The following is a 17809-nucleotide window of genomic DNA, read 5'->3' as shown; positions in this document are numbered from 1 at the left end:
GGTCCGTCCGTCGCTCGATACCGCCGGCCAGCATCGCGTACGCCGCGGTGGCCCGCAACGCCGGCCGGCGCGGACGGCGAGGGACGATGGTTGCCGGCCGGCACTAGGTTGTCGGTGGTCAGCAGCGAGGAGGCCGGGATGCGGGTACTGGTGGTCGAGGACGAGCGCAACCTCGCCGACGCGATCGCACGAGGGTTGCGCAAGCGGGGAATGGCTGTCGACGTGGCGTACGACGGCGACGCCGGCCACGAGGCGGCGTTCGTCACCCGGTACGACGTGGTGGTGCTCGACCGCGACCTGCCGGGTGTGCACGGTGACCAGATCTGCGCCGACCTGGCGGCCTCGGGCGCGTTGACCCGGGTGCTGATGCTCACCGCCAGCGGCACAGTGGCCGACCGGGTGGAGGGGTTGCAGCTCGGCGCGGACGACTACCTGCCCAAACCGTTCGCCTTCGACGAATTGGTCGCCCGGGTGCAGGCGTTGGGCCGGCGGGCCACCCCGGCCGCGCCGCCGGTGCTCGAACTGGCCGACCTGGTGCTCGACCCGGCCCGCCGGGTGGCCACCCGCGCCGGGGTGCCGGTGGACCTTACCAACAAGGAGTTCGGGGTGCTCTGCGAACTGCTCAAGGCGCGTGGCGCTGTGGTCTCCAGCGAGGAGCTGCTGGAACGGGTCTGGGACGCGAACACCGACCCGTTCACCACAATCGTCCGGGTCACAGTGATGACGCTGCGCAAGAAGCTCGGTGACCCGCCGTTGATCGAGACGGTGGTCGGTGCGGGCTACCGCACCGCCGGGGTGGGCGCATGAGCCGGCGGTTGCGACCCACCCTGCGGCTGCGGCTGACACTGCTCAACGGGGTGCTGCTGATCGGGGCCGGGGCGATCCTGGTGTTGCTGGCCTGGCTGCTGGTCCGCGACGCGTTGCGACCCACCGACGAGTTGGTGCCCGGCACGATCGTGCTGCTCTCCGACGGGCGGCAGATGGACGCCGCCCAGTGGCAGCGGCAGTTGGTCGATGCCGCCTCCGGGGAGCTGCTGGCCAAGGGCCTGGTCGCGCTGTTGGCGATCAGCGTGGTCGGGGTGGCCGGCGCGTACGCGGTGGCCGGACGGGCGCTGCGCCCACTGCACCAGGTCACGGCGACCGCCCAGCGGCTCGGTGAGGCGACCCTGGACCAGCGGATCGGCTACTCGGGCGCCGACGACGAGGTGGCCGAGCTGGCCAAGACGTTCGACGCCATGCTGGACCGGATCGCGTCCGCGTTCGAAGCCCAGAAGCGTTTCGTGGCGAACGCCTCGCACGAACTGCGTACCCCGCTGGCGGTGATGCGCACGGAGATCGACGTGACGCTCAGCGACGACGACGCGGACGCCGCCGAGTACCGACGGATGGCGACGGTGGTCCGCGACGCCTCCGAGCGGGCCAACGGCCTGGTGGACGCGCTGCTGGTGCTGGCCCGCAGCGAGGCGCAGACCGGGCGGCAGTTGGGCAGGCGGACCGAGTGCGACCTCGCCGCGGGCACCGCGAACGCGCTGTCGGCGATGCGCCGCGAGGTGGAACGGATCGGTCTGCGGGTGCAGACGTCGCTGGAGTCCGCGCCGGTCGTCGGTGACCCGGGGTTGCTCGACCGGCTGGCCGGAAACCTGATCGAGAACGCGGTCCGCTACAACCACCTGCACGGCCGGCTCTGGGTGCGTACCGGCACCGACGGTGAGCGGTCCTGGCTGGTGGTGGGGAACACCGGTTTCGAGGTGGACCAGGCCGACGTGCCGGGGTTGTTCGAGCCGTTCCGCCGTGGTGGTCGGGAACGCACCGGGGCCCGTGGCTCCGGCCTGGGGTTGTCCATCGTCCGGGCGGTCTGCAACGCGCACGGCGGCACCGTACGGGTGGTCGCGCAGCCCGGCGGTGGCCTGGAGGTGACGGTCACCCTGCCGTCGGCGGACGCTCCGGCGGTGCCCGGAACGGTGTCCGCCGCCGGCTGATCGGGGTTGCGCGCCCCGCTCGTTCGATGGCAAGATCGCCGGGTCAGCTCGGAGTGAAGGGGGGTGCGTCGATGTCCATCAGTCAGGGCTCCGCACCCCAGGTCTTCGCAGGCTGACCCCCGGCGGCGGAGCGTCCCCATCCGAAGATAGAGGGACCACCCGTGTATCCACGAATCCGCAACATCAGTTTCGACTGCCACGACACGTACACCCTGGCCGGCTTCTGGTCGGCGGTGCTCGGCTACGCCCGGCTCCCGGAGGACGTTCCGGGTGACCCGGAAGCTGCCCTGCTGCCGCCGGACGGTGCCACGCCGAACATGTTCTTCCAAGCGGTGCCCGAGGACAAGGTGACCAAGAACCGGGTCCACATCTGCCTGGAACCGGTCGACCGGACCCGCGACGAGGAAGTCGAGCGGGTGCTCGGCCTCGGCGCCACCATGGTCACCGACCGGCGGCGCACCGACGGGACGGGCTGGGCGGTTCTCGCCGACCCGGAGGGGAACGAGTTCTGCGTGGTCCGCAGCGCCGGGGAGCGGGTCGACACCACTGTGGAGGACCACGCATGAGTTCGACGATCCACAACATCAGCATCGACTGTCACGACGCGTACGCACTCGCCGGCTTCTGGGCACAGGTCTTCGACTGCCCCCGGCATCCCGACGACTTCCCCGGTGACCCGGAGGCGATGCTCCTGCCGCCGGGTGGCCCGGAGGTGCTGTTCATCGCGGTGCCCGAGGGCAAGACGGTGAAGAACCGGCTGCACCTGGACCTGCAACCCGCTGATCGGACCCGGGCCGAGGAGGTCGAGCGACTGCGCGGCATCGGCGCGACGCTCGTCGCCGACCACGTCGGCCCGACCGGCGGTGGTTGGGTCTTGCTGGCTGACCCGGAGGGCAACGAGTTCTGCGTTCTCGGCAACGCCGCCGAGCGGGCGGCCGCGGCAGCGGCGCGGGCCGCGGCAGCGGCAGCGGTTGCCGAACCGGCCTGACCGTCGACGTACGGCACGGGGCCCCGGCCACCCTCGGGTGGCCGGGGCCCCGGTCCCACCCTGGGGATCTGGCCGCGAGCTTCAGGCAGTGGCCGGGTCGTGGCGCGGTGACTGGTCGAAGGTCGTCGCGCCCTGGTATTCCCCCACCGGGGCGGTGCCGACGTGCTCGTACTCGAGCAGGAGCAGACCCTTCGCCGTCGCTTCGTGATGAACCAGTCGGAGGCCGACGGACGCGCCCGGCTGGTCGAGCAGCCGACGCCCGGAACCGGCCACGGTGGGGGCGACGACGAGTCGGAGTGTGTCGACGAGGCCGGCTGCCAACAGAGCCTTGCCAAGTCGTGCACTCCCGTGGATCTGGAGTTCCCGTCCTGGCTGGCCCTTGAGCTCTCCGACGGTGTGGATCGGGTCGCCGCGGAGCAGGGTCGTCGGGTGCCAACCACCCTCCGCCAGGGTGTTTGTCACTACGTACTTCGGTAGTGAGTTCATCCGTTCGGTGAACGGATCGTTCGGGTCGGTGATCTGCGGCCAGTCACGAGCGAACGCCTCGTAGGTCCGCCGTCCGAGCAGCAGACCGTCGGCGAGACCCAACCAGTCGGAGGTCCGGCGGACGAAGACCTCGTCCAGGTAGGGCACGAGCCAGCCGCCCCGGGTGAAGTCGTCGCTCGTGTCCTCGGTCGGCGAGCCGGGCCCCTGGCTGACGCCGTCGAGAGTGACGAACTCGGTAAGGACGATCTTCACAGCGCCTCCCGGCTCTCGGCGAGCCCGGCGAGTTGTTCGGTGACAGAGCCCCAGCCGTCCGCGAAGCCGATCTTCTCGTGAAGGTCACGAGCGGCGGGATCACCGTGACGGACGATGATCCGGTAGTCAGTACCGTCCGGATGGTCCTTCATGGTGATCTCCGCGGTCATCGGGACCGGGGTTGGGTTCGCGGGCCGCCAGCCGCTGTCGATCACGTTGGTGAACACGATCCGTTCGAGGTCGTCGACGACGAGGAAGCACGCGTCGAGGTGCGGGACGAACTCCACCCCGTCCTCGCTCAGTCGGGTCACGAGCGCGCCACCGGGCCGGACGTCCAAGCGATCGACGCGGCACAGGGCCGGCGCCGGTATCCACCACTTCTCGAAGCGGGACGGGTCGGTCCAGGCGCTCCACACGGCGACGCGAGGGGCGCGGATGACCCGCGCCATGGTCAGGTCCAGGTCGGGATTCATTGCTGGTTCTCCTGCTCATCGGTGACGAGGCGTTCCAGGCGATCCGTGCGCTCTTCCCAGATCCGGCGCTGCTCCGCGAGCCAGTCGTCGACGACGGCGAGGCGCTCGCGGTTGAGCACGCAGGTGCGCACCCGGCCGGACTTGGTCGTGTGGATCAGTCCGTTCGACTCGAGCGTCTGCACGTGCTTCATGAACGAGGGAAGGGTCATCGGAAATTCGCGGGCGAGGTCGCCGACGCTCGTCGGACCGTGGCCGAGGCGGCGGATGACCCAGCGCCGGGTCGGGTCAGCGAGGGCGACGAACACGCCGTCGAGCTGCGCCGAATACTGTGCCATAAGGCTAAGTGTTCCCCGAGTGTGACACTTAGCGCAAGGGCAAAGTATTGGCGGGCCTCAGGGGTGGCTGTCGTGACGACGGCGGCCGGTCGACGCGCTTCAGGAGAAGCAGCGGGGCCCCGGCCACCCGAGGGTGGCCGGGGCCCCGCGTACGGATCAGGACTGCTGCTCGACCTGACCCCGGATCGTGGTGAACTCGGCCTTCGCCTGGTCGGCGGACTTGAAGTACATCACCACCATGCCCAGGCTGCCCCGGTCGGCCCAGACGCAGATGCCCAGCGGCACGGTCTCGGCCTTGCCGTCGCCGCAGCGCGCCTCGCCGCCGAGCGGGCCGGCGTCGACGGCCGTCATCTGGTCCACAGTCAGCTGCTTGGACAGGCCGTCCACGTAGGCGTCAAGTTCCTTCTTCGGGTCCGACAGCAGCCCGGACACACCCGCGATCATGACGAGGTCCTGCTTCGTCGGGTCGCCGTAGAAGGCGGCGACGGTGCTCGTCTCGTTCCCCGCCGCCGTCTTCATCCCGGCGACCGCCTGCTCGGCGGCCGTCTGGAGTTCCGGGTTGGTGAGCTTCGGCCGGCCGGCGAGGGTGGCCGGCGCGGTCACCCGGGTCTTGCTGGCGTCCACCACGGCGCCCACGTCGTCCTTGACGACGAACCAGGTGATCGCCACGCCGCCGAGGCAGAGCACCAGCACCACTGCCAACACGATCAGCACGATCTTGCCGACGTTCGACTTCTTCGCCGGGGGCGGGCCACCGGCGAGGTTCGGGTCACCGTAGGGCTGACCCGGCTGCGCGGACGGGAAACCAGGCTGGGCAGGCGGGAAGCCCTGCTGCGCGGGCGGGAAGCCACCGGGCTGCTGCGGCTGCCCCTGCTGCTGCGGCGGCGGCCAGCCTCCAGGCTGCTGGCCCGGCTGCTGCGACGGGTCGGGGGAATCGTGCGGCGGGCCGTAGGGATTGGCCGGCGGCTGGGACATCAGTCAGCTCCAAGATGGGGGTGCAAAACGCGTGATCCTAACCCGGCGCGGAGCCCGCCGTTGTCCCTGCGGAATCCGCAACCGGCGATCGTCTGATCACAAACGGTCGCGGTGGTCGGCCCGTCCACCAGGGACGGTCCGACCACCGCGACTGTGGTGCTGCTATCTCCTCAGACCGGCAGGCTCGCCGCACCGGGCGGCAGGAACCGCTGGCCGGTGACCCGCTCGGAGGTGCCGGTCCGGTCCAGGTACGGCGTGACGCCGCCCAGGTGGAACGGCCAGCCGGCGCCCAGGATCATGCACAGGTCGATGTCCTGCGCCTCGGCGACCACACCCTCGTCCAGCATCAGCCGGATCTCCTGCGCGAGCGCGTCGAGGGCGTTCTGGCGTACCTGCTCGGCGGTCAACGGCTGGTCACCCACCACCAGCAGCTTGGCGACCTCTTCGTTCACCTGGTCGTCGACCACGATCGGCTGGCCCGAGTCGGCGATCCGCTTGAGGTTCTCGCTGACCCCGAACCGGTCCGGGTAGGCAGTGTGCAGGGTGCCGCCCACGTGGTAGGCGACGGCTGGCCCGACCAACTGGAGCAGGGCGAGCGGGCGCATCGGCAGGCCCAGCGGGTCCAGTGCGCTGTTCGCCACGTCCAGCGGGGTGCCGGCGTCGACGGCCGCGAAGACGGTGCCCAAAAAGCGGGTGAGCAGCCGGTTCACCACGAACGCCGGAGCGTCCTTGACCAGCACGCTCGACTTCTTGAGCTGCTTGCCGACCGCGAACGCGGTCGCCAGGGTGACGTCGTCGGTGCGCTCGCCCCGGACGATCTCCAGCAGCGGCAGCACCGCCACCGGGTTGAAGAAGTGGAAGCCGACCACCCGCTCCGGGTGCTCCAACTCGGCGGCCATCTCGGTGATCGACAGCGAGCTGGTGTTTGTGGCGAGCACCGCCTCCGGAGAGACGATCTTCTCCAACTCGGCCCAGACCTGCTTCTTGACGCCCAGGTCCTCGAAGACCGCCTCGATGACGAAGTCCGCGTCGGCGAAGGCGCTCTTGTCGACAGTGCCGCTGACCAGGCCGTACAGCTTGGCGGCGGTGCCCTTGTCCATCCGGCCCTTGATGACGGCCTTTTCGATCTGGGTGTGCACGTAGCCGACACCCTTGTCCACCCGGGACTGGTCGAGGTCGGTCATCACCACCGGCACCTGGAGGCGGCGAGCGAACAGCAGCGCCAGCTGGCTGGCCATCAGACCCGCGCCGACGATGCCGACCTTGGTGATGGTGCGGGCCAGACCCTTGTCCGGCGCGCCGGCCGGGCGCTTGGCCCGCCGCTGCACCAGGTCGAACGCGTACAGGCCGCTGCGCAGCTCCTCGGAGAAGACCAGGTCCGCGAGGGCCTCGTCCTCGGCGGCGGTGCCGGCGGCGAAGTCGCCGTCCTTCGCCGTCTCCAGCAGGTCGAGCGCCTTGTTCGCGGCCGGGACCGCGCCGTGCAGCCGCTGGTTCAGCGTCTCCCGGGCGAAGTAGAGCACGCCCGCCCACATGTCCTTGTCGACCTCGGGCCGGGTCACTGTGACCTGACCCCGGACCACGCCGGCAGCCCACTCCAGGGACCGCTCCAGGAAGTCCGCCGGCTCCAACAGGATGTCCGCGATGCCCAGCTCGGCTGCCTGCTTCGGCTTGAGCATCTTGTTCTGCATCAGCGGGTTCTGGATGATCACCTGGGTCGCGGCGGGGATGCCGATCAGGTTCGGCAGCAGCTGGGTGCCACCCCAGCCGGGCACCAGCCCGAGGGAGACCTCGGGCAGCGCGAGGGCCGCCGCGCCGCCGGAGAGCGTCCGGTAGTGGCAGTGCAGGGCCAGCTCCAGGCCACCGCCCATCGCCGCGCCGTTGACGAACGCGAAGGTGGGGACGGTGCTGTCCTTCAGTCGGGCGAACACCCGGTGGCCGAGCCGGCCGATCTCCAGCGCCTGCGCGCGGTCAGCGAGCTGCGGGAGGCCCACGATGTCCGCGCCCACACAGAAGATGTACGGCTTGCCGGTGACCGCGATGAACGCCGGGTCGGCGGCGAGCGCGGCCGTGATCGCCTCGTCCAGGCTGGCCAGTCCACCCGGGCCAAAGGTGTTCGGCTTGGTGTGGTCGAAGCCGTTGTCCAGCGTGATCAGGGCGGCGGGCCGGTCCAGCCCCGGCACGTTCACCTGCCGCAGCAGCGCCCGGGTGACGACCTCGTTCGGTGCCTTCACTTGTTGCCACCCTCCCAGTGCGGGTTCTCCCAGATGACAGTGCCGCCCATGCCGATGCCGATGCACATGGCGGTGAGGCCGTAGCGGACCTCGGGGTGCTCGGCGAACTGGCGGGCCAGCTGCGTCATCAGCCGCACGCCGGAGGAGGCCAGCGGATGGCCGATGGCGATCGCGCCGCCCCACTGGTTGACCCGTGCGTCGTCGTCGGCGATGCCGAAGTGGTCGAGGAAGGCGAGCACCTGCACGGCGAACGCCTCGTTCAGCTCGAACAGGCCGATGTCGTCGATGCTGAGCCCGGCGAGGCGCAGCGCCTTCTCCGTCGACGGGATCGGGCCGACGCCCATCACCTCCGGCTCCACTCCGACGAAGCCGAACGACACCAGCCGCATGGCGACCGGCAGGCCCAACTCACGGGCGGTGGCCTCGTCGGCCAGCAGACTCGCTGTGGCGCCGTCGTTCAGACCGGCCGCGTTGCCCGCGGTGACCTTGCCGTGCGGGCGGAACGGGGTCTTCAGGGTGCCCAGCTTCGCAAGCGTGGTGTCCCGTGGGGCCTCGTCCACAGTGGCCAGACCCCAGCCGCCCTCCGCGTCGCGGATCGACATCGGCACCAGGTCGTCCTGAAGCTTGCCGTTGGCGTACGCCTTGGCGGTCTTCTGCTGCGAGGCGAGCGCGAACGCGTCGGTGCGTGCCTTGGTGATGTGCGGGACCAGGTCGTGCAGGTTCTCCGCGGTGGAGCCCATCACCAGCGCGGACGGGTCGACCAGCTTCTCCGCGATGATGCGCGGGTTGGGGTCGACGCCCTCACCCATCGGGTGGCGGCCCATGTGCTCGACGCCACCGGCGATGGCGATGTCGTACGCGCCCATGGCGATGCCGCTGGCCACCGTGGTGACGGCGGTCATCGCACCCGCGCACATCCGGTCGATGGCGAAGCCGGGAACGGTCTTGGGCAGCCCCGCCAGCAGGGCGGCGGTGCGGCCGATGGTGAGGCCCTGGTCGCCGATCTGGGTGGTGGCCGCGATGGCGACCTCCTCGACCCGCTCCGGGGGCAGCTGCGGGTTGCGACGCATCAGTTCCCGGATGCAGCGGATCACCAGGTCGTCGGCGCGGGTGTTGGCGTACATGCCACCCGCCTTGCCGAACGGGGTACGGACGCCGTCGACGAAGACGACGTCGCGAACTTCACGGGGCACTTGAGCCTCCTATTCGACCGTGATGCGGCCTTCGCGCCGGGCGGCACGCCGGACCGGAACAAGGGTCGCCGACACGGGCACGTTTCCCTCGGATGCTACTCGCCAGTAACCAACCCCGTCCCCACCCCCGGCTGTGGCCCACCCCACACCCGGGGGTCGGGTCAGGCGGGCGAGGCCGCCGGGGCCAGGGCTTCGGTCAGGTCGGGGGTGAGGAGGCCGATCTGCCACTCGCGGGCGTTGAGGCCGCGCAGGGTCTCCGCCACCGACTCCTCGGTGATCTCCTCCGGCGGGGTCCAGGCCAGCCGACGGACCGAATCCGGAGTGATCAGGTTTTCCGGCGGAAGGTTGTGCTCGCCGGCGATGCGGATCACGACCTCCCGGCAGCGGGCCAGCCGACCGGCCGCCACCGGGTCCCGTTCGGCCCACCGGTGCGGCGGGGGCGGACCCTCCACGGCCGGCGAGACCGGCAGGGAATCCTCCGGCAGTTGCCGGGCGTCGTCGAGCGCGGCGAGCCAGGTGCGGGCCAGCCGGCGGACCGACCGACCACCGAAGCCGGGCAGGGTCAGCAGGGTCTTCTCGTCCTTCGGGTCCAGCTCGGCCGCGGCGATGATCGCCGAGTCGGGCAACACCCGACCGGGAGCGGCGTCCCGCCGGGAGGCGATCTGGTCCCGGGCGTACCACATCGAGCGGACCCGGGCCTGGGCCCGCGCCCCCCGCAGCCGGTGGATGCCCGAGGTGCGCCGCCACGGCTCCGCCCGGACCCGGGGCGGGCGTGCCCCGGTGCGGACCAGCGCCGCGAACTCCTCCGCGGCCCAGGCCGACTTGCCCTGCCGGGTCAACTCGGCGTCCAGCGCGTCGCGCAGGTCGGTGAGCAGCTCGACGTCGAGGGCGGCGTACGTCAACCACGACTCGGGCAGCGGTCGGCTCGACCAGTCGGCCGCCGAGTGGTGCTTCTCCAGGGTGAACCCGAGCAGCTGCTCGGTGAGCGCGGCCAGCCCGACGCGTTCGAAGCCGGCCAGCCGAGCCGCCAGCTCGGTGTCGAACAGTCGGCGCGGGCGCAACCCCACCTCGGCCAGGCAGGGCAGATCCTGGCTGGCCGCGTGGAGGACCCACTCGGCCTCGCCGATCACCGCGTCCAGTGCGCTGAGGTCGGGCAGGGGCAGCGGGTCGATCAGGGCCGTGCCCGCACCGGCCCGGCGCAGTTGCACCAGGTACGCGCGTTGGCTGTAGCGGTAGCCGGAAGCCCGCTCGGCGTCCAGGGCGACCGGGCCGGTGCCCGCCGCGAAGCGGGCCACGACCTCGGCAAGCTCGGCCGGGGCGGCCACCGGATCGGGGGTGCCGTCACGCGGGGCGATCAGCGGAACGGGCCCACCGTCGGCCGGGTCGGCCCCCGCGCCCGCCGGCTGCGGCTGGGCCGACGGCGGGTGCTGGAGTGCGTTTCCCGGAAGTTCTTCGGTGGGCCGACGGCGCAGGGGTGGTTCGTCGGTCACCTGACAACCCTAGTGCGCGCGGAGATCCGGCGGGTGCAGCCGGTCCGGCGTGTGTCGATCAGGTGTCCGCAAAGTGTCCTCCCGAGGGCCGAACGTCAGGCTGCGCCGGCCGGGCGGCGGTCGGAGAGGGCGGTGACGCCGGGTGGGGGGAGACCGGCGGTGGAGGCGAGCAACGCGCACCAGCCGAGCAGGTGTGGGGTCAGGTCGTCGTCGATCGGGGTCCAGGACGCGCGGATCTCGATGTCACCGATTGTCGGTGGCCCGGCGAGATCGCCGAACCGGGTCGACATGGTCTGCGTCACCGTTCCGCCGATGGCCCGGTGGCCGGCGTCCTGGGCGTCCAACGCGTCGGTCAGCCACGTCCAGCCGACCCCGGGCAGCAGCGGGTCGGCGGCCAGATCGACCTCCAACTCGGCCGTCACGTAGGTGACCAACCGCAGAGTGCCCTGCCACGCCTCGTGCCCGACCGGGTTGTGCAGCAGGATCAGCCGGCCGGTCGCCACCTCGTCGTCGTCGCGCAGCACTGTGGCGGCGAGCGCGAACGCGTACGGGGCCAGCCGCTGGGGAGCGCCGACCTCCTCCAGGGTGATCTCCGGCCGGGGGGCGGCCGACCGCAGCCCGGCGACCGCTCGGGCGAACGTCTCCGGGAGCGCGATCGGGGGGGCCATGTCGGCAGCCTATGCCGCCGTCCATTGCCCGCTTCGACGGCGCGCCGACGCTCATGAAGGGCACCGGGCGTAAGGAACGGTGCCCTTCCTCTCACCCCCACCCGGTTTCCGGCTGCGGGCGTGGCACGATTGCGGCGATGACCACGGACACCACGGGCACTGTCGCCCGAGACGGAGATTCCCGCCCCGGCGGACCGGCCGACTCGCCCTTCATCCGGGCCTGCCGACGTCGGCCCGTCCCGCACACCCCGGTCTGGTTCATGCGCCAGGCCGGCCGCTCCCTGCCGGAGTACCGGGAGATCCGGGCGAGCGTGCCGATGCTGGAGTCCTGCCGGCGCCCGGAGCTGGTCACCGAGATCACCCTCCAGCCGGTGCGCCGCCACGGCGTGGACGCGGCGATCCTGTTCAGCGACATCGTGGTGCCCGTCGCCGCGGCCGGGATCGACCTGGACATCGTGCCGGGCACCGGCCCGGTGGTCGCCGAGCCGATCCGCACCGCCGCCGACGTGGAGCGGATCCGCCGGATCACCCGCGACGACGTCTCGTACGTGGACGAGGCCGTCCGGCAGTTGGTGGTCGAGCTGGGCGACACCCCGCTGATCGGCTTCGCCGGTGCGCCGTTCACGTTGGCCAGCTACCTGGTCGAGGGCGGTCCGTCGCGCACCCACGCGAAGACCAAGGCCCTGATGTACGGCGACCCCGAGCTGTGGCACGCGCTGTGCGCCCGGCTGGCCGAGGTGACGCTGGCCTTCCTGCGGGTCCAGATCGAGGCCGGCGTCTCCGCCGTGCAACTGTTCGACTCGTGGGCCGGCGCGCTCTCCGAGGCCGACTACCGCCGTTTCGTGTTGCCGCACTCGACCGCCGTGCTGAGCGGGCTGGCTGACGCCGGGGTGCCCCGGATCCACTTCGGGGTGGGCACCGCCGAGCTGCTCGGCGCGATGGGTGAGGCCGGGGCCGACGTGGTCGGCGTCGACTGGCGTACGCCGCTGGACGTGGCCACCGGCCGGATCGGCGCCGACAAGGCGGTGCAGGGAAACCTGGACCCGTGTGTGCTGCTCGCGCCGTGGCCGGTCGTGGAGGCCGAGGTGCGCCGCATCCTGGAGCAGGGCCGGGCGGCCCCCGGGCACGTGTTCAACCTGGGCCACGGGGTGATGCCGGAGACCGACCCGGAGGTGCTGACCCGGGTGGTCGCGCTGGTGCACGAGCTGTCCAGCCGCCGGGCCGACCAGGGCTGACCGGGAATGCGGCAGCCCTGGCGGGTGGCGGTGGTCGGCGGCGGGATCGCCGGGCTGGCCGCCGCGGTCCGTCTGCGCGACAGCGCACCTGCCGGCACCGAGATCACTGTGTACGAGCAGTCCGGCGCGCTGGGCGGAAAGCTGCGCACCGGGGAGCTGGCTGGTCAGCCGGTCGAGTTCGGCGCGGAGTCGTTCCTGATGCGCGACCCGGCCGGCGCCGAGAGCGCGGCGGTGGCGTTGGCCCGCCGGCTCGGGCTGGGCGAGAAGATCGTGCACCCCACTGTGGGGCAGGCCGCGCTGGTCATCGACGGGGGGCTGCGCCCCATCCCGGGCGGCACCCTGGTGGGCGTACCCGGGGATCTGGAGCGGGTGGCCACTGTCGCCCGCCCGGCCGCGGACGCCGACATCGACGGCGGTCGGCCGTTGGTCGGGCCGGACGCGGACGTCTCGGTGGGTGCGCTGGTCCGGTCCCGCTTCGGCAACGAGGTGGTCGAGCGACTGGTCGACCCGATGCTGGGCGGCGTGTACGCGGGCCGCGCCGACGATCTCTCCCTGGTCACGACGATGCCGGCGCTGGCCCGGACGGCCCGGGTGGAGCACACACTGGTCGGCGCGGTCCGGGCCGCACAGGCCGCCGCGCCGCGGGCGCCCGGCGCCCCGGTCTTCGGCACCCTCGCCGGTGGGCTCAGCACCCTGGTCGAGGCGGCGGTGACGGCCAGCGGCGCGACGGTACGGCGGGACGCCGCAGTGCGCGAGCTGACAGCTACCGAAACCGGTTGGCGGCTCACCGTCGGCCCGACCCGCGACCCGGAGTTGGTCGACGTGGACGCCGTGGTGCTGGCGGTGCCGGCGCGACCGGCGGCGCGGCTGCTCGCCGGCCCCGCGCCGTCGGTGGCGGCGGGCGTCGGCGCGCTGGACTACGCGAGCGTCGCGCTGGTCACCATGGCGTTGCCGCAGCCGCGACTGCCCGAGCTGTCGGGCTTCCTGGTGCCGAGCACCGAGGGCCTGCTGATCAAGGCGGCGACATTCTTCACGACCAAGTGGGGGCACCTGCGCCGGCCGGACGGGTTGGCAGTGGTGCGCGCCTCGGTGGGCCGGTACGGCGAGGAGGCGCACCTTCAGCGCCCCGACGCGGACCTGGCGGCCACCGTGCACCGGGAACTGTCGGCGGTGCTCGGCACCCCGCTGCCCGCCCCGGTCGACGGGCACGTGCAGCGGTGGGGCGGTGCGCTGCCGCAGTACGCGCCGGGGCACGCCGACCGGCTCGCCGCCGCGCGGACGGCGCTGCGGGCCGCGCACCCCACACTGGTCCTCGCCGGCGCCGGCTACGACGGCGTCGGCATCCCGGTCTGCGTCCGCTCCGGCGAGACGGCGGCCGAAGAGATCATCACAGCACTGGGAGGATCGGCGAGATGACCGAGCAGACCAACGCGGCCCGGTTGCGGGAGCTGAACGACAGCATCCGCTACACCATGTGGTCGGTGTTCCGGGCCAGCTCCCCGCTGCCCTCGCTGCGGGACAACGTAACCGGCGAGGTGGTGTCGCTCTTCGACGAGCTGGCCGGCAAGGACGTGGTGGTCCGCGGGGTGTACGACGTCTCCGGGCTGCGCGCCGACGCGGACGTGATGATCTGGTGGCACTCCGCGTCCCCCGATGCTCTCCAGGACGCGTACCTGCGGTTCCGCCGCACCACGCTGGGCCGGGCGTTGACCCCGGTGTGGTCGCAGATGGCGCTGCACCGGCCGGCGGAGTTCAACAAGAGCCACATCCCGGCGTTCCTTGCCGGCGAGGAGGCTCGCCCCTACATCTGCGTGTACCCGTTCGTCCGCTCCTACGAGTGGTACCTGCTGCCCGACGCCGAGCGGCGCGAGATGCTGGCCGAGCACGGCAAGATGGCCCGCGGCTACCCGGACGTGCGGGCCAACACTGTCGCCTCGTTCGCGCTCGGCGACTACGAGTGGATGCTCGCCTTCGAGGCCGACGAACTGCACCGGATCGTCGACCTGATGCGGGACCTGCGCGCCTCCGGCGCCCGCCGGCACGTCCGCGAAGAGGTCCCGTTCTACACCGGCCGCCGCCGCTCGGTAGCCGAGATCGTCAACTGCCTGGTCTAACACCGCACCCCGCCCCGCCCCCCGCCCCCGCCTCCCGCGATCTTGCAGTTTCTGTCCCGGCAAAAGGGGCATAAGCCGCGATCGGACGACCGAAAGTGCAAGATCGCGGGGGAGTGGGCGGGGCGGGGTGGGGCGGGGTTAGAGGGGGCGGAGCATGACCTGTTCGCGGCTGACGCCGTCGGGGAGGAGATCTCCCAACTCGTCGGTCAGGGTGAAGCCGACGCGGTGGTAGAGGGCCTTCGCCCGCGTGTTGTCCGGCATCACGGTGAGCCGGAGCCGGTCGGCGCCGCGCTCCCGGGCCCAGCGCGCCACCTCGTCCAGCAGGCGGTCGCCGACACCCCGGCCGCGGGCGTCGGGGTGCACCCACATCGAGATCAGGTCCATCGTCAGCGGGTCCGCAGTGGGTACGCCGCTCGACATGGCGACCGGACGCCCGTCCAGGGTGGCCACCAGGTTGTGCGAGCCGGGGATGCTCAGCCGGTCGCGCCAGCGCTGCTCGCGATCGCCGTCGCCCTGCCAGTCGGCGAGCCGGGAGCCGAACGCCCCGGGCGCCTCGGTGAGGGCGGCCAGCCGCAGTTCGCGCCAGGCGGGCCAGTCGTCGGAGCTCAGCACCCTGATCTCGATCATGCGGCGGTGGTGCCCGGCCGGACGGCAGGGCACCACCGTATTTCCCGCCGGCCGGCGCCGCACCCCCGCCCGGGTGCGGCGCCGGCCGGGGATCAGCTGGTCGTCGTACAGGAGACCAGCGGAACCGGGTTGCTGCCGTTCCACGAGCCGAGGAAACCGAATGTGGTGCTCGCTCCGGCGGCAAGGGTGCCGTTGTTGTTGGTGTTACGTGCGGTGACAAGTGTGCCGTTGGTGCTTACCATCGCGTTCCAGGACGAGGTGACCTGCTGGCCGTTGCCGTAGTTCCAGCTCACCGACCAGCCCCGGGTCGGTGAACCGCCGGCGGTCACCTTCACGTCGGCCTGGAAGCCACCGGACCACTGACCGGTGACCTGGTACGTCGCCGTGCAGGCCCCAGCCGGCGGCGGTGTGGTCGGCGGCGGTGTGGTGGGCGGCGGGGTCGTCGGCGGGGGCGTGGTGGGCGGCGGGGTGGTCGATCCGCCGCCGAAGTCGACGTCGCTGCACAGGTAGTACGACTGGTCCAGGTGGCTGGCCTGCCAGACGGTGTAGACGATGTGCCGTCCGGTGCGGCCCGGCGCGCTCACCGGGATCTGGATCGAGACACCACTGGGGTCCGGGCTCCACTGGGAGGCGGGGGTGTTGCCGATCTGGCCCGCCAACTCCAGGTTGCCCCAGCCGAGTGGTTGGGTGGCCGCGTTGAAGCCCTGCTTGGTCACGTACACCCGGATGTAGTCGGCGCCGTGCCGGGCCTGGTCGACGAAGCGGAGCCGGAAGTTGTTCGACACCGCCGTGGTCTTCCAGGCGCCGATGGTGTCCAGCGCGTTGTAGCGGGGGCTCTGGGTGCGCCCGCCGCTGCAGAGTTGGCCGTCGGGGACGGCGGCCTGGTGGTTGCCGCCCACACCCTCGCGGTACAGGCCGTTCCAGTTCCACATGGCGGCCGGGTCGGCCTGCCAGGCCTGCCAGCACATCGGGTCCTCGGTGGCCATTCGAGGGTTCTGGAAGTCGCTGCCCCAGCGTTGCCAGCAGCCGTAGTTACGCGACGCCGGGTCGACTACCGAACCATGCGCCGAAGCGGGCTTGGGCAGCATGGTGGTCAGCGCGGTCGTCACCAGGAGCGTGGTGGTCGCCACGATGGCGAACAACCAGAGCACGCGTCGTGATCGGGTGAGTGTGGACATGGAGCCCCCGGGGGGATGAGGTCGGACGTCGACACCCGGATCGCCGGGAGTCGCCCACTCCCGTGCCTGATCGCTGGCTCCCGCGATGGCTCTACCCGGCACCATGCCAGTTCGATCGTCAGCCGTCAATGGCGTCGCGTCGCATCGGGGTGTGCGGGATGCCGTCCTCGACGTACTCGGGGCCGCTGACAGTGAAGCCGTGCCGGGTGTAGAACGCGACCAGGTGCGACTGGGCGTCCAGCACGCAGGGCCGGTTGCCCACCACCTCCAGCGCCGCCGTCATCAGCCGGCCGGCGTGTCCGCCGCCGCGCGCCGCCGGGGCCACCACCACCCGACCGATCCGGGCGACGCCGTCCGGGTCGGCCAGGATCCGCAGGTACGCCAGGGGCGCGCCGCCGTCGGTCAGCCAGACGTGCCGGGTGCCCGGCTCGACGTCGCGCCCGTCCAGCTCCGGGTACGGGCAGTTCTGCTCCACCACGAACACGTCGATGCGCAGCTTGAGCAGGTCGTGGAAGGTGCGGGCGTTCAGGTCGGCGAAGGAGGCCGTCCGGAGTTCGGTGGTCTGCTGGGGCATCCACCGATGGTAGGTCGGGCGGGTGTTCACCGGGTTTCCGCCCGGTCGGGTGCGAGGTAGGTGGCGGCCACGGCGGTGAGCAGCAGGCCGCCGCCGACGATCACCGGCAGGGGGAGCGGTTCGTGCAGCAGTGCCACCGCCAGTGCCGCGGCGGTGAGCGGTTCGAGCAGCGTCAGCACGGCCGCGACGCTGCCCGGGGTGGTGCGCAACCCGGCGTAGAACAACGCGTACGCGACCGCCGTGGTGACCACGCCGAGGTGCAGCAGCAGCGCCACGGTGTCGAGGCGTACCGGAACGCTGACCCCGGCGACCAGGGCGAACGGTGCCAGGGTCAGCGCGCCGACAGTGGTGGAGATGGTGGTCAGCGTCATCGGCGCGGTGCGCTGCGACACCTGGCGGCTGATCAGGGTGGTCACCGCGTACCCGAGACCGGAGCCGGCCGCTGCGAGCAGGCCGAGCAGCGGGGCGGGCGCCGCCGCGCCGGGGTGTTCGGTGGCGGCGGTGATCAGGACGAGGCCGGCCACCGCCGCGACCAGCGTGCCGAGTCGCAGCGGGCCGGGGAGGCGGCGGGCCTGCGCCGACTCCCAGGCCGCGGCGAGCACCGGGGCCAGGCCCAGGCTGACGATGGTGGCCACGCTGACCCCGGCCCAGGCCACGGCGGCGAAGTAGAGCGCCTGGTAGAGGCCGAGGCCGATGCCGGTGAGCAGCAGCGGTACCGGCGCGGCGCGCACTGCGGCCACGAGCGTGCGGAGCCGGCCGACGGTGCAGGCCAGCAGCACGAGCGCGGCGATGGCGAGGCGGTGGAAGCCGATGCTCACCGGGCTGAGCCCGGTGCCCTCGCGCAGGAGTTGCACCGCCACGCCGGTGGTGCCCCACAGCAAGCCGGTGACGGTGATCTGGATCAGGCCGCTGCGGGCGGCGTGGCTGGCGGCCGAGGCGGCCGGCAGCGCGGTTCGGGTCGTGGACACGGGAGCGCTCCGAAGGGTGAGCCGTTGACGGGGACGACGTCGA

19 protein-coding genes are annotated in these 17809 nt (G+C 72.0%); 7 read left to right on the top strand and 12 right to left on the bottom strand.

Annotated elements, in window-relative coordinates:
• The first annotated feature begins 138 nt into the window (after positions 1 to 138).
• The 4 genes from NIE79_RS13690 to NIE79_RS13675 all read left to right on the top strand — a co-directional run bounded on the left by NIE79_RS13690 (position 139) and on the right by NIE79_RS13675 (position 2967).
• Complete coding sequence (locus NIE79_RS13690) at positions 139 to 807, top strand: response regulator transcription factor (RefSeq protein WP_238678908.1); 669 nt, start codon at positions 139 to 141, stop codon at positions 805 to 807.
• Positions 804 to 1979, top strand: coding sequence for a sensor histidine kinase (locus NIE79_RS13685; RefSeq protein WP_238678907.1), 1176 nt, complete (start codon positions 804 to 806; stop codon positions 1977 to 1979). The genes NIE79_RS13690 and NIE79_RS13685 overlap by 4 nt, the downstream gene beginning before the upstream one ends.
• Before the next feature lie 161 nt (positions 1980 to 2140).
• Positions 2141 to 2545 carry a VOC family protein gene (locus NIE79_RS13680; RefSeq protein WP_238678906.1) on the top strand — a complete coding sequence of 135 codons (405 nt, stop codon included), beginning with the start codon at positions 2141 to 2143 and terminating at the stop codon, positions 2543 to 2545.
• Positions 2542 to 2967 (top strand): VOC family protein, encoded by a 426-nt coding sequence (locus NIE79_RS13675; RefSeq protein WP_238678905.1) that lies wholly within the window; start codon positions 2542 to 2544, stop codon positions 2965 to 2967. The genes NIE79_RS13680 and NIE79_RS13675 overlap by 4 nt, the downstream gene beginning before the upstream one ends.
• A gap of 81 nt (positions 2968 to 3048) precedes the next feature.
• On the opposite strand, the gene NIE79_RS13670 is transcribed toward NIE79_RS13675, so the two are convergent.
• The 8 genes from NIE79_RS13670 to NIE79_RS13635 all read right to left on the bottom strand — a co-directional run bounded on the left by NIE79_RS13670 (position 3049) and on the right by NIE79_RS13635 (position 11070).
• Positions 3049 to 3705 (bottom strand): dihydrofolate reductase family protein, encoded by a 657-nt coding sequence (locus NIE79_RS13670; RefSeq protein ID WP_238678904.1) that lies wholly within the window; start codon positions 3703 to 3705, stop codon positions 3049 to 3051.
• Positions 3702 to 4178, bottom strand: coding sequence for an SRPBCC domain-containing protein (locus tag NIE79_RS13665; RefSeq protein WP_238678903.1), 477 nt, complete (start codon positions 4176 to 4178; stop codon positions 3702 to 3704). The genes NIE79_RS13670 and NIE79_RS13665 overlap by 4 nt, the downstream gene beginning before the upstream one ends.
• Positions 4175 to 4483 carry an ArsR/SmtB family transcription factor gene (locus tag NIE79_RS13660; RefSeq protein ID WP_220089998.1) on the bottom strand — a complete coding sequence of 103 codons (309 nt, stop codon included), beginning with the start codon at positions 4481 to 4483 and terminating at the stop codon, positions 4175 to 4177. The genes NIE79_RS13665 and NIE79_RS13660 overlap by 4 nt, the downstream gene beginning before the upstream one ends.
• Positions 4484 to 4669: 186 nt before the next feature.
• Complete coding sequence (locus NIE79_RS13655; RefSeq protein WP_238678902.1) at positions 4670 to 5488, bottom strand: hypothetical protein; 819 nt, start codon at positions 5486 to 5488, stop codon at positions 4670 to 4672.
• 170 nt (positions 5489 to 5658) lie between these two features.
• Complete coding sequence (locus NIE79_RS13650; protein ID WP_238678901.1) at positions 5659 to 7719, bottom strand: 3-hydroxyacyl-CoA dehydrogenase NAD-binding domain-containing protein; 2061 nt, start codon at positions 7717 to 7719, stop codon at positions 5659 to 5661.
• Positions 7716 to 8912: a thiolase family protein gene (locus NIE79_RS13645; RefSeq protein ID WP_238678900.1), complete on the bottom strand. Its 1197-nt coding sequence runs from the start codon at positions 8910 to 8912 to the stop codon at positions 7716 to 7718. The genes NIE79_RS13650 and NIE79_RS13645 overlap by 4 nt, the downstream gene beginning before the upstream one ends.
• 161 nt (positions 8913 to 9073) lie before the next feature.
• Complete coding sequence (locus NIE79_RS13640) at positions 9074 to 10402, bottom strand: ribonuclease D (RefSeq protein ID WP_238678899.1); 1329 nt, start codon at positions 10400 to 10402, stop codon at positions 9074 to 9076.
• 95 nt (positions 10403 to 10497) lie between these two features.
• A complete protein-coding gene (locus NIE79_RS13635) occupies positions 10498 to 11070 on the bottom strand; it encodes a DUF3000 domain-containing protein (protein WP_091400652.1) in 573 nt (190 codons plus the stop codon).
• Positions 11071 to 11207: 137 nt separating this feature from the next.
• Between NIE79_RS13635 and hemE the strand changes: the two genes are divergently transcribed.
• From hemE to hemQ, 3 genes are read left to right on the top strand one after another with little or no spacing between them, the layout of a single operon-like run.
• Positions 11208 to 12305: a uroporphyrinogen decarboxylase gene (hemE, locus tag NIE79_RS13630; protein ID WP_238678898.1), complete on the top strand. Its 1098-nt coding sequence runs from the start codon at positions 11208 to 11210 to the stop codon at positions 12303 to 12305.
• A 6-nt stretch (positions 12306 to 12311) separates the two neighbouring features.
• Positions 12312 to 13721 (top strand): protoporphyrinogen oxidase, encoded by a 1410-nt coding sequence (hemG, locus tag NIE79_RS13625; RefSeq protein WP_238678897.1) that lies wholly within the window; start codon positions 12312 to 12314, stop codon positions 13719 to 13721.
• Complete coding sequence (gene hemQ / locus NIE79_RS13620; RefSeq protein ID WP_196921722.1) at positions 13718 to 14419, top strand: hydrogen peroxide-dependent heme synthase; 702 nt, start codon at positions 13718 to 13720, stop codon at positions 14417 to 14419. Before hemG ends, hemQ begins: the two co-directional genes overlap by 4 nt.
• Positions 14420 to 14557: 138 nt before the next feature.
• On the opposite strand, the gene NIE79_RS13615 is transcribed toward hemQ, so the two are convergent.
• The 4 genes from NIE79_RS13615 to NIE79_RS13600 form a co-directional block, all read right to left on the bottom strand.
• On the bottom strand, positions 14558 to 15046 hold the full coding sequence (locus NIE79_RS13615; RefSeq protein WP_238678896.1) for a GNAT family N-acetyltransferase: 489 nt from the start codon (positions 15044 to 15046) through the stop codon (positions 14558 to 14560).
• Positions 15047 to 15138: 92 nt separating this feature from the next.
• Entirely contained in the window at positions 15139 to 16224 is a 1086-nt protein-coding gene (locus tag NIE79_RS13610; RefSeq protein WP_372471516.1) for a lytic polysaccharide monooxygenase auxiliary activity family 9 protein, read from the bottom strand.
• A gap of 118 nt (positions 16225 to 16342) precedes the next feature.
• Positions 16343 to 16798, bottom strand: coding sequence for a GNAT family N-acetyltransferase (locus NIE79_RS13605; RefSeq protein ID WP_238678895.1), 456 nt, complete (start codon positions 16796 to 16798; stop codon positions 16343 to 16345).
• Positions 16799 to 16824: 26 nt separating this feature from the next.
• Positions 16825 to 17766, bottom strand: coding sequence for a DMT family transporter (locus NIE79_RS13600; protein WP_238678894.1), 942 nt, complete (start codon positions 17764 to 17766; stop codon positions 16825 to 16827).
• Between the last annotated feature and the right edge of the window lie 43 nt (positions 17767 to 17809).

Origin of the sequence: Micromonospora trifolii (assembly GCF_022229005.1) — a bacterium.
Classification (GTDB): domain Bacteria; phylum Actinomycetota; class Actinomycetes; order Mycobacteriales; family Micromonosporaceae; genus Micromonospora; species Micromonospora trifolii.
Note: the sequence above shows the minus strand (reverse complement) of the source record. Positions and strands in the feature narration are given on the sequence as shown.